The 12,461-nt window shown below is 48.8% G+C and carries 9 protein-coding genes; 3 read left to right on the top strand and 6 right to left on the bottom strand.

The window, feature by feature from the left end:
* Positions 1-2 precede the first annotated feature (2 nt).
* The 5 genes from AC23NW_RS27850 to AC23NW_RS27830 form a co-directional block, all read right to left on the bottom strand.
* Positions 3-686 (bottom strand): response regulator transcription factor, encoded by a 684-nt coding sequence (locus AC23NW_RS27850; protein WP_487453664.1) that lies wholly within the window; start codon positions 684-686, stop codon positions 3-5.
* Positions 686-1,339, bottom strand: a complete 654-nt coding sequence (locus AC23NW_RS27845) for a hypothetical protein (RefSeq protein WP_487453663.1) — start codon at positions 1,337-1,339, stop codon at positions 686-688. The genes AC23NW_RS27850 and AC23NW_RS27845 overlap by 1 nt, the downstream gene beginning before the upstream one ends.
* 179 nt (positions 1,340-1,518) lie before the next feature.
* Complete coding sequence (locus AC23NW_RS27840; RefSeq protein ID WP_487453662.1) at positions 1,519-3,921, bottom strand: PAS domain-containing sensor histidine kinase; 2,403 nt, start codon at positions 3,919-3,921, stop codon at positions 1,519-1,521.
* Between the two features lie 333 nt (positions 3,922-4,254).
* Positions 4,255-5,217 carry a ParB N-terminal domain-containing protein gene (locus tag AC23NW_RS27835; protein ID WP_487453661.1) on the bottom strand — a complete coding sequence of 321 codons (963 nt, stop codon included), beginning with the start codon at positions 5,215-5,217 and terminating at the stop codon, positions 4,255-4,257.
* Positions 5,218-5,230: 13 nt separating this feature from the next.
* The gene (locus AC23NW_RS27830; protein ID WP_487453660.1) at positions 5,231-6,175 is read right to left on the bottom strand and encodes an AAA family ATPase; all 945 of its coding nucleotides are present in this window, start codon (positions 6,173-6,175) and stop codon (positions 5,231-5,233) included.
* 1,094 nt (positions 6,176-7,269) lie between these two features.
* On the opposite strand from AC23NW_RS27830, the gene AC23NW_RS27825 reads away from it, so the two are divergent.
* Complete coding sequence (locus tag AC23NW_RS27825) at positions 7,270-8,541, top strand: replication initiation protein (protein ID WP_487453658.1); 1,272 nt, start codon at positions 7,270-7,272, stop codon at positions 8,539-8,541.
* A 188-nt stretch (positions 8,542-8,729) separates the two neighbouring features.
* Here AC23NW_RS27825 and AC23NW_RS27820 read toward each other — a convergent pair whose 3' ends face one another.
* Positions 8,730-9,752, bottom strand: coding sequence for a LacI family DNA-binding transcriptional regulator (locus AC23NW_RS27820; protein ID WP_293835692.1), 1,023 nt, complete (start codon positions 9,750-9,752; stop codon positions 8,730-8,732).
* 390 nt (positions 9,753-10,142) lie between these two features.
* On the opposite strand from AC23NW_RS27820, the gene AC23NW_RS27815 reads away from it, so the two are divergent.
* Positions 10,143-10,574 carry a hypothetical protein gene (locus AC23NW_RS27815; protein WP_487453656.1) on the top strand — a complete coding sequence of 144 codons (432 nt, stop codon included), beginning with the start codon at positions 10,143-10,145 and terminating at the stop codon, positions 10,572-10,574.
* Positions 10,575-10,676: 102 nt separating this feature from the next.
* Positions 10,677-12,395, top strand: coding sequence for a sodium:solute symporter family protein (locus AC23NW_RS27810; RefSeq protein ID WP_487453654.1), 1,719 nt, complete (start codon positions 10,677-10,679; stop codon positions 12,393-12,395).
* The last annotated feature ends 66 nt before the right edge of the window (positions 12,396-12,461 follow it).

Here is a 12,461-nt window from a genome sequence, read left to right as displayed (position 1 = left end):
TATTAATTTATTTCGAGAGCGCCTTTTAGCCGGTAGCCCACACCCACTACGGTTTCGAGCAACGGCATGCCGAACCCACGGTCAATCTTCTTGCGAAGCTGGTGAATGTGTACTTCAACCACATTGCTCCCGCGGTCAAAATCGGTTTCCCAGACCTTTTCGGTAAGCTGCGCTTTTGACAATACACGACCCGATTGCCGCATGAGCTGTTCCAGCAGCTGATACTCGCGGGGCGTCAGCGCGATTGTCTGACCTGCCCGTGATACGTTTCGGGTAGCGAGGTCCATCACCAGATCACCAACCCGCCAGACGGCAAGCTTACTTCCAGCCTGATTCCGCTGAACGGTACGGATCCGGGCAAGCAGTTCTTCCAGTTCAAACGGTTTCCGAAGGTAGTCTACCGCGCCTAAGTCCAGCCCTTCAACCACGTGTTTCGACTGGTTGAGCGCACTCAGAATCATAACCGGAGCATTAAGCCCAAACGCTCTGAGCGTACGTAATACATCAAATCCGGTTGTTCCGGGCAGCATCAGATCAAGCAGAATAAGCTCATAGTCGCCGACAGCGGCCTTTTCCAGACCGGTGGCCGCTGAAAGGGCGGTATCAACGGCATAACCGGCCTGCCGCAGCCCTTTCTGCAGATGTACTACCAGTTTTTCTTCATCATCTATCAGGAGGATTTTCATCAGAGTGCAAACGTTTGGCCATGGATGGTTAATGTTGTGGGGTGAATGACCGGCCGGCCGGTCCGGTTAACAAACCCCTCCGCCGATCGTTCAAAACCTGTAAACCCGATTCGCTGAACACCCGGCAACATAGAACTGATTTGCTGCGCCTGATGGGGTTTTAGTTCGATCAGGTATTTTTTAGTCAGCAATGCTGCTAACTGTCCCTGCCCGTCAACGATTTTCGATACCAGCTCACCTTCAGACTGAATAAGCTGCCCGGCTTTCGGCAAAGGCGGCGGTATGTCACGGAGGGATAGCTGCTTACCGGATGCATCATTGCGAAGGCTTTTCAACCGGAATGTTCCGGCTGTTTCCGGTCCTTCCCCTCCCGGCATCGGTGCAGGCGGGCCGGGGGGATGAGGGCCTGACTCTGTCCTGGCCGTGATCCGTTGACCGGCAGCAGCCAGTTCCCGCACACGGGCTGCCGTGTGCGGGGGAAATCCCAGGGTTGCCGTCCCCTGTTCCGTTTGCACCCGTAGCCCGTCATAGTCTCCGATCCTGTTATAAACGAACCCAATCACCTTTCCTGAAACCGTTACCTGCGCTTCTGCCTGTTTAAGATTACCGGTAATCAGCATGACGGTTAAAAGAATGTAAAGTTTTCGATTCATATGCGCTGTTGTAAGCCGTATAATCCGGTGCGTACTCCTGCACGTGCCGGTTGTCCTGCATGAAAGTCAAGGGTGTTATCTGCTGATTTGCCATACGGTAATTTGCCGTTTTGGCAGCAAATTGGCCTCTTATTGTGAAGCCGACCTTAGTTTACCATTAAGATTTCTTAAGGTGGCGATTATCCGGCGGGTAAATAGACGTGAAAGGTAGTACCGTAACCGGGTTTACTGCTGACTGTAATAGCTCCCCCGTGATTATCAATAACCCGCTGACAAATGGCTAATCCTACGCCCGTACCGGCATATTCATTCTTGCCGTGAAGCCGCTGGAATACCTGAAAGATGCGGTCAGCATATTTTTCGTCGAAGCCGATCCCTTTATCGGCTACATCAATCCGGTGACAGGGCGTTCCGCCGGCGCCCTGCAGTATTCCCGGCGGTATATCATCCGCCGTACATACTGAAGTGCGAATGGTGATCTGAGGCGACTTGCCCGGGATCACAAACTTAATAGCATTCGAAATCAGATTCTGAAACAGCTGTCCTAACTGCGACGCATCACCTCTGACAACCGGCAGGGCATCGGTATGGATTTCAGCACCTGACCTGCTGATCTCCCAATCCAGCGTAGAAAAAACACCATCCACAATGGTTTCCAATGACACAGGACCGAATACCTGTTTGAGGGTCGAAATACGGGAATAGGCCAGCAAATCTTTGATTAAGGCCGACATCCGAGCACCGGCGGCTCCGATACGCTGCAGATGATCGTTAGCGTCCTCAGGCAGACTCTCCCCGTATTGCTGGCTCAGTAGACTGCTAAAGGATTGAATTTTGCGCAGCGGCTCCTGTAAATCGTGGCTCGCCACGTAAGCAAACTGCTGCAGGTTTTCGTTTGAACGCTTCAGATCAGCATTGGCCTGGCTTAAGGCCAGTGTGCGCGATTTTACCCGTTCTTCTAATTCGGCAGAAAGATGCCGGTACCGTTCTTCGCTCTGCCGCAGGGCTTCCTCTGCCCGTTTGCGTTCGGTCACATCACTGGCCGTACCAAACCATTCCAGAATTACGCCCTGCTTATCCAGAATAGGCACTGCCCGTGAAAAGATCCAGCTAATCCGGCCATCGTCCTGCATGACCCGGTGTTCCAGTTCAAAAACCTCTCTGGTAGCCACAGCCTGGTCAATAGCAGCTTTTACCGCCTGCTGGTCTTCGGGATGCACATTACTCAGTATCCAGTCATGGCCGGCTTTCTGCAGATCCTGCATAAACGGTTTGCCGGTCAGCTGTTTTATTTCTTTCCAGTCTGCCCCGACAGAATACACTACATCTGAACTTGCCGTAACGAACGACCGGAACCGTTCTTCACTTTCCTGCAAGGCGGCTTCTGCCCGTTTTCGCTCTGTTATCTGATCAAACAGTACGGCAAACTGATTATCCGCAAACCAGAAAGCAGTCAGCTCATACCATTCGTTCAATCCGCCAATATAGTCTTCAGTCTGTATCGGCTGACGCGTGTCGATAACCTGCTGATAAACGGAAAACCACTTCGGATCTAAATCCGGCAGGATTTCCAGTACGGTTTTACCCAGCGCCTGCTCGGGTGTCAGACCGGTCAGCTTGCCAAAGGATGCATTGACCTGCAGGAACCGGTAATTAATCATGTTTCCTGACGCGTCACGGATCGCTTCGCAAACGGCATAGCCTTCCTGCATGGATTCAAACAGGGTCCGGTAATTGTTTTCAGACTCGCGCAGGGTTTCTTCTGCCCGCCTGATTTCGGTGATGTCACGGGTAGTACCTGCCACGGCTTCTACTTCCCCGTTTTCGTTCAGCACCGGAGCAAACACATAATCGTATATCCGTTTTCCGAGCTGTGCATGCGGAAACGACACCTCACCCCTAATCAGTTGCCGCGTGGCCACTACCTGATCGATTTCCTGTTCATGCATCCGGGCATGCCACGGTTCATAGCCGTTCTCCAGCAAATTCTTCCCGATCGACTTCTCCCAAGTACTACCCCACACATCGAGTAATGCCTGATTAGCATAAATAAAGCGGTAATTCAGGTCAAACACATACATCAGATCGGGCGTACTGGCGGTAATCGCTTCGTGAATCCGTTGTTGCCGCTCAGCATACCGGCGCGTTGCCTTTTCCCGCTGCTTTGTCTGCACCCACTGCGTTACCTCCTGAGCAACTCCGGCAAACCGGTACAGTTCACCAGACTCCGAAAAATAACTCCGGCCATAAAAACGCACCCACCGTAACTTGCTGTCATCAGCGCCGATTGTCCGGTAGGTCTCATCAAGGAATCCCCTGGATTGCGGGTTCAATGCCTGCTGAACCGCCAGATTTACCCGCTCTACATCGTCTTTATGAATAAATTGAATGGCCTGATCATACGCCAGGCGGTTGTGCTTTGCCAGACCAAAGAGCTCACGGCAACGGTCATCCCAGTTTACTTGTTTTGTAACGGGGTCAAGTTCCCAAACGCCCAGCCCGGCTGCCTGAAGGGCAAAGTCAATATCGAGTCGCTGCGTTAGTTTATGGTTTGAATCAGGGTGCTGCTGATAACCGTTCATTGTTCAACTGCGTAAATGTGAATTTGCCCTCCGCCGGAAAAAGCCCCCGGGCCCGGGCTACCCTGCAACTTCTGATCATGGAAACGCTCAACTCCTGTGTGTAGAATTTGCAAGGCCGGAACCAAATTTACTATGGTTTATGCCTAAACAGGTGCCGTCAGATACGGATATTTACAGAATGGCCTCTTACTGTATAGGTAATACGGCCATTGGTTGCTGTAGCGCCTACCGGCAGCATGGCAGTTGAACCGGATCCGGGACAGGAGCACCCCTTCCCTGCTGAACAATCCGGTTTACCTGTTTCGTCAGGTTCACGCTGTTTCCGGATCGGTGTTACCGTTCTGCATCGGTAAGCTGCGTGACCAGTTCAATCATTTTTTTACACAACGCTTCTCTTCCGGAACTTGATTTTACCTCCTTTAGTAACCTTGTAAAGTCCTTCATGATATGGGCATCACTGCGGGTTTTAGGTACTGACGGAACGTTTGCGGATTCCGTTACCGGACTTATGTTTAAAAAACTGTTGATGGCTTCCACCGAATCCAGCTTCTCCGTAAGGCCGCTGCTTTTTGCCAGTTGCTGAATAATCTGTTTACTCACCTTACTTTTCCCCGACAAAACGGCGCTTTTCAGCGACGGATTGAGCATGTCAAGGCCTTGCGCATACTCAGCGTCTCGTTTGATCGTAGCTTGCCCGACATTAAATTCTGCTGCCAGCTGCTCCGCCGTACTCCTTTTTTGTACCGACTGACCATAAGGATCATTTTGATCTTTATGGGATGATACCTCAGATAGATCATAAGGATCATTTTGATCTTTATGATCTAACCGCTCATATTTTCCTTTTGCCTGCCGTACGTTCAGGTATTTAATACCCCGCAGATAAGATGTCTGCTCAGGGCTCAGGTTGCGTCTGCCTAGCTGATTATCAATCATGAAGGCTCTGACTTCGTCCAGACTCTCGTACCGGACAAAATGAACCGGGAAGTCAAGGTTGTTGTGGCGGCATATCCGGTACCGGTTATGCCCATCCACTAAAATATACACAGGCGTTTGCGACAGAGAACCCGGAATGGCTACCATTTCGGTAGTCGGCCAGATCAGGAGTGCTTCCCGGCATCCTTCTTTTATAATATTTGCTTCAAGCTGAGCCTTTTCATCATCATTCAGCGGAGGGATCAACGCTTCAAGCTCAGGGAGGACGGTTATCCGGCGTTTTACTTCTTCATGCTGCAGGAAAGCTGAGCGTTGAAATATATTCTGCTCTCCCAGTGAGGTCTGGTACTTCTTAGCCATGGGTCAGGGTAGGTTAACGGGTTATCTCTTTCGCCAGGTTCATGTAGTCTTTGGCACCATTCGACGTCGGCTCATACTGGAAAATATCAATCTGAGAAATCTGTGATTCCTTAAGCGCAACATTCAGGCGGATCTGGGTATCAAAAATTCTGAAGGCAGAAAGCTGATTGCGTACCTGGTCAATAATATCACGGTGGATGTTAAACCGGTGATCGACCATTGTAATAAGCACACCTTCGATATACAAACCACTGTTCAGCCGGCGCTGGATTTGAAAAATATGCTCAAACAAGCCGCTGACGCCTTTAAGTGCCGAGATTTCCGGCTGCAGCGTAATCATGCAGGCATTGGCAGCAATCAGGGCACTTGTCGTGAACACATTTAAGGCAGGCGGGCAATCTATTAAAATATAATCGTAATCACTCAGTTTTGGCTGCAGCGCGCGCTGCAGCTGTAATTCACTTAACACCATTCTGATCATTTCTATCTCGCGGCTGGCCAGGGTAAGGTCACTCGGCGAAAGATCAAAATTTTCAGCAATAGGGTAGACAGGGAGAGGCTCATCATCAATTAAGGCATGCATAACCTGCTTTTGCGGATTATCAACACCAAGGGCCTGCGATAGGTTGCCCTGAGAATCCATGTCAATAACCAGCACCTTATGCCCGAGTAAAACCAAGGCCCTGCCCAGGTTCAATGTCGTTGTTGTTTTTCCGACACCTCCCTTGTGATTCACCACGGCAATTACTTTAGCCTTTGTTTTATAAAATTCTTTCCAGCCATAGCCCACCAACACGGGATAGAGTTTGGCCAGATGGTCCTGATTTAATTCCCGTTCACCGGAAACAGCTTTAGAAAGCATTCCTCTTGGAATACCAGCTTCCTTTTCGACCTTGGATAAGGTAAGTCCTTCCTTATTCCTGAGAAAATTGACGACTTGTGTATTAGTAACAGGCATTTGGATGATGTATTACATTGTGTACAAATATATATAATGTGTATTTATTTTTGTACAACCACTTAATCAATAATCAACTGATGCTGAATAGCGGCTTTCTGTACTACAGATTCCATCGATACTAGGCTGTTTGATTAACCGGCTGGCAGAAAAAATCTAACTACGAGAAAAGTACCGTCGCGGGAGAACCGTTTGGTTAAGGAATAGGCTACACTTTATTAAACCCATTAAAAAAAATAAATCTTAAAAATTCCATTTTCCTAATTGGTTGGTTTTAACCTTTTAACTTATTAACTATTAGGGCGCTGTAACCTATTGATTTTCAATTACAAAAAGCACTCAATTACGAGAAAAGTACCGTTAACTGCGAGAAAAGTACCGTCTAACTGCGAGAAAAGTACCGTCTAACTACGAGAAAAGTACCGTTAACTGCGAGAAAAGTACCGTCCAACTGCGAGAAAAGTACCGTCACTACGAGAAAAGTACCGTCAGCTACGAGAAAAGTACCGTCAGTGCGAGAAAAGTACCGTCACTACGAGGAAAGTACCGTCAATTACGAGGAAAGTACCGTCACTGCGAGGAAAGTACCGTCACTACGAGGAAAGTACCGTCAATTGCGAGGAAAGTACCGTCAACTGCGAGAAAAGTACCGTCGCTACGAGGAAAGTACCGTTACTATGAGGAAAGTACCGTCAGCTACGAGAAAAGTACCGTCATAGTAAATACAGTAAGTAAATGCAGGCGTCACCGGAGGCCGGTTTGTCAGATATTGAGTAATATTGTACAGCAGGATGTTTGAATAATGTACTAATTGAGGGCAGAATAACGGGAAAAGCGTATTGTAAACAGGTTGTTTTGGGAAAGTAGAGTTCTATAAAAAAGGATCAGCAACCGGTTATATTGGCCAGAACGAAAACAGACGGGCTTTTTCTCGCAGTATGGGCTGCGGCATAAAACTTTTAGTAACACAAATAAGACTACAGGCAGCGCCGGGGCAATACTGGTTACAGCAAAGTATGGCGGGAGAACCCGCAGAAGATTAGAAGATATGTGTGCGATTAAGTATGTTTGTTTAAATTTCAGGAGGGTGAGTAATGGCTAAACGTAAAGAGGAAGGCATAAACGCTGAGTCAGTAACGGGAACACAAATTGATTTGTTCAGCGCTGATCAACGGCAGGACCGCCCTTTAACACAACATAATGATCTTATCCGCGCTCAGTACGATATGTCACTGCTGGAAATGCGGTTGTTTATTGCCTTGCTTGCCCGCATCAACCGGGGTGATAAGGAATTTTCGATCTGTAAAATTCCGGTAAGCGAACTGTTTTATCAGGACGATAAAAAAAATAACGAAGATGGTACCGATAAAACGCCTTCCAAAGTAGGCGGCAAAACGTATTCACAAATCAAAAAGGCTGTTGTACGGCTGGCCGGCCGCACAGTTACGGTTGAATCGAGGGACGATAAGGGAAACCGCGAGATTATCAGTAACCCGCTGATGGCGACCTGTCGCTATAAGGAAAAGTCGGGCTACGTAATGGCGCAGTTCAATAATTTTGTGAAGCCCTATCTATTAGAACTGAGCGGAGGCTTCACTACGGCACAGGAACTGACCCTGATGAGTTTCCGCAGCTTTTATTCCTTCAGAATATACTGGCTGCTGAAACTGTCGGCCTATAAGCGTGATGTTATCCAGTCGGGCATACCGGAAATGAAGCAGATGTTTAATCTGGTGGGCAAATATGCTAATTTCTCGGATTTTAAGCGGTTCGTACTGGATGTTGCGCAGGAAGAATTAAGGACGACTGATATGGCATTTGACTATTTGCCGACAAAGGAGGGCAGGGCTGTGACGGGAGTTACCTTTACGCTGCTGCGACCTACGATGGTGAACATGATCAGTGCGGAATTACCCGAAACAATTCACAACCGCCTGACGGCGCTTGGCTTGTCGCTGAAAGCGCTGGCAGACATTAAACTACGGTATCAGCAGGGTAAACTGGAAGAAGAATATATCCATTTTGTGCTGCAATATTACGATCAGTTGCAGCATAAGGCACAGATCCGTTCTTTGGCTGCCATTGTCTATAAGGCAATCATCAGCCAGCAATTAGCAAGTGAATTTGCTCACTGGAAAGAAAACAAGCCCGTTTATAAATCGCCTGCTACAAAAGAATCTGTACAGTTTATTGAAGAGGTTATCGCACTGGACGAGTTAAGAAAAGGGTGGGAGGCAATGTTCCGTAAAGGACTTTCACCGTACGAGACATTTGAGGCCAGTCTGGAACAGTATCTCAGTAATCCGGAATACCGGTTCGACGTGCGGAATGGTGTTAACTGTCTGGTTTACAGAAAAACCTTATGATGTAACGAAATTGGCCGGAAAGGAAGGCGGCCTGATTTGTCGGGAAACAGTTCAGGCCACCGGCAACACTGTGGTGATTAACCGGCAATAACCTTGCTGAGGTTATCGCAAAGAAGCTGATTAGTCAGGCTTGCAGTACTGACTGCCGGCAGTCAGTACCGGATAACGCACTTTTGGGCATCGTCATATCAGCCCCGCTGGCTTGATCCACGGATGATTAGTTCGGTTTTAAGGACACGGGTAATTGGCTTCCAGAAGGACGAATCCGTATTGATCTGATCGAGCAGAAGCTGCGCGGAAACCCGTCCAATGTCCCGTGTTGGCTGAGCAACGGTAGTAAGACCGGGTTCAATCAGCGCTGAACCGTAATCGTTGCTGAATCCGACAACGGCAATCTGTTCGGGAATCTTCAGGCCATGCTCGCGGATTACCTTCAGGGCTTCGATTGCAGTAGGGTCGTTTACGGCAAATAACGCATCAGGCGGTTGCGGAAGGTCAAGCAGGTATTTAATGTAGATCTTTACATTCTCCAGATTAAGGTCATAACTGATAATCAGTTCGTCAATGATCGGCCGCTTGTGTTTTCGCAGGGCATCCTTGTAGCCTTCCAGTCGTTTTCTGCTGATGTAAAGCGAGGGAGGACCTGCCAGATGCGCGATGCGCTCTTTACCGGAAAAAATCAGATGTTCGGTAGCTTTGAATGCTCCTTCATAGTCATCAACAACGACTTTAGGAGCTTCTATTTCATGACAGACACGGTTGAAGAAAACCATGGGTATACCTTTCCGCTTGAAAATCTCAAAGTGAGCAAAATTTTTCGTTTCCCGTGTCATTGAAATCAGTACACCGTCAACACGGTTGGCCAGCATGACCCGTGCATTGACGACTTCTGTTTCGTAGGTTTCATTTGACTGACAGATCAGCACAGAGTACCCTGCTTCGGCGGCTATCTCCTGGGCACCCATGATAACAATGGGAAAAAAGGATGTGACAAATTCAGGCACGATAATGCCAATGGTCTTACTCTGACTGGATGATAAATTGATGGCAAGCATGTTCCGCTGGTAATCCATGCTTTCTGCAAGGTCCATAACGGATTGTCTGGTTTCGGGCCGCACACTCGGGTGTCCGGTTAAGGCGCGGGAAACCGTAGACTTTGAAATGTTGAGTTTTCGGGCAATATCAATAATGGTAACCTGGTGGCGCTTCATTGCATCGATGAATTGAAATTATAAATAACCAGGAAAACCCGCTTTAAGCAAATGAAGTGATTAAAATAATTTCTGGGAACGCTCCCATGAAATGGAACCGTTCCCAGAAAAAATATCATAAAATAGCTAACTGTGATTGTATTATATAGTTTAATATTTGTACGGATTCAGGGAAGAAGATCAGGATTGTACAGTTTCTTCGTTTTACGTCTTTATATACTTAAATGTATGTCAGACAGTAGTGTAAAAGGGTAGCTGGATCTGAGGCCTGACCGCTTTTTGTATTATTCGTATAAACCCATTAAACGCGTTTCGTATCATAGATAGCGTTACGAGAGGCAGGGTGCAGGACTAACAACCCTTTACCCACGATCAACCGGATTAATGCCTATGAAAATGAGATGGCTTTGCGGAATTATCCTGTTTATGAGCTATACGACCACAATCGCCCAAAAACGGCAGCTGTTTCTGATTGCGGGCCAGAGTAATGCGGTCGGCCAGGGCAATAGTACTGAATCAGTGAAGTGCGCCACGGCACTTACCGGTGTCATCAGCCGATTCAGACAGCAGCTTGGCAGCGACGTACCGGTTTACATCGTTCTGACGGGTTACCAGACAGGACGCACCAAAGCCGGAAGTGATGCGGTACGGGCGGCTCAGCTTTCCGTCGCAACGCGTACTGCCCGTACGTATATTGTATACCGTGAGACGGATGAGTTTGCCGGACGGGGCTGGATGAAGGATTTTGTGCACTATAATCAAACCGGACTAAACGACATCGGGCAGAAAACGGCCCGGTTTATCAGCCGGCCTCCGGACTGATTGTCCGCAGCAACAAACCGGATCTGCCCGGGTATTGCCGCACAAAAGCGGAAAGCAGAACAGGTTTATTGAAACCAGACAACCTACAGACCATTTCAACGCGTGAATACAACAATAGACACTGCTGTCATCGTCATTTTTTCGGCTTTCGTACTCGGTATAGGGCTGCTGTTTGCCCGCACAGGCCGTAACCTGAAATCATTTTTTGCGGGGGGCGAAGCTGTCCCCTGGTTTATCGGGGGCTTATCGCTGTTTATGAGTTTTTTCTCCGCAAGTACGTTTGTTGCATGGGGCAGCATTGCCTATAAACACGGCTGGGTAGTGGTTACCATACAGTGGATGATGTGCGCAGGCGCCCTGGTAACGGGCCTCTGGCTGGCTCCTCGCTGGAAAAAAACGGGTGTTCTGACAGCCGCGGAGTATATCCGGCAGCGGCTTGGACTGACGGTTCAGAAAACGTACATTTTCATTTTTACTCTGGTCAGCATTTTCATTAAAGGCTCTGTTTTGTATCCGGTGGGCAAACTGGTCAGTGTTTCGTTAGGCCTGCCGCTGGTACCGACAACGATAGGACTGGGTATTTTTATGATTGCCTACACGTCGGTAGGAGGGCTGTGGGCGGTGATGGTCACCGATATACTGCAATTTGTGGTGCTGTCGGCCGCCGTCTGTATTTTACTGCCGCTGGCTTTCGGGTACGCAGGCGGGACGGCAGGGTTTACCAGTAAGGCGCCGGATGGTTTTTTTGACCTCCTCAGCGGCGAATACACATTCGGGTTCATGCTTGCCTTCTTTGTCTATCAGGTAGCCTATATCGGCGGGAACTGGACATTTGTACAACGGTATACCAGTGTCGACAGCCCCGCATCAGCCCGGAAAGTAGCGTTTCTCTTTGCCGCGCTTTACCTCATCAGTCCGGTTATCTGGATGCTGCCACCGATGATTTATAAGACCATCAATCCTTCTTTGACCGGACTGGATACAGAAAATGCCTATCTCGAAATCTGCAGGCTGGTATTACCGCCAGGGCTTCTTGGACTGATGCTGACCGGGATGTATTTTTCAACGTCAGCCAGCGCCAATACGACTCTTAATGTAGTGTCAGCCGTTTTTACCAATGATATTTACAAAGGTCTGCTGAACCCTTCAGCTACCGATCAGCAGCTGATCCGGGTGGCCAGACTATCGTCATGGGGTTTTGGTATCGGGATGATCGTCATTGCCCTGTTAGTACCTTATATCGGTGGAATTGTTGAGGTTGTCCTCACAATCGGAGCCGTAACGGGCGGACCGCTGCTTGCACCACCGATCTGGGCGCTCTTTTCAAAACGGTTAACCGGACACACCACGCTGCGAATCACCCTGCTTACCCTGGCGCTGAATCTGACCGGGAAAATAATGCTGCCTTTCCTGTTCGGTATGAAACTCAGCAGGGCAGAGGAAATTGTCATTGGCGTCGGTGCTCCGTTATGCTTTCTGGCGCTTGCCGAATGGCTGGCCTCACGCAAACGCGAGGATAGTTTGGATTACCGGCAATACGAATTGAACCGGGCAGAAGAACCGAGCAGTACGGTACAGGAGCAGGCCGATGAAGCCCTTGAAATTCACCGGCAGAATCAGTTTGGTTTACGGGTTATTGCCGTTTCGCTGGTAGTTACCGCCTTGATTCTGTTCGGGCTCAGTCTGTTAACAACGCAGGGGGCAGGTGTTACGGCGCTGCTGGCAGGCATTGTGTTCGTAACAGCATTGATTCCGTGGCGGGCTGCATCTGCCATGAAACCGGCCCCTGAAACCAGTACGCCTGCTGCTGTGCAGGAATAAAAAAAAAACATAAAACCGGTCCGTGCTGAACCGGCAGGATACCTGACTGCGGTTCGTACAGGCTAC

The sequence above is a fragment of the Arsenicibacter sp. R0_47 genome (assembly GCF_057652235.1).
This window is presented reverse-complemented; position numbering and strand designations above follow the sequence as displayed.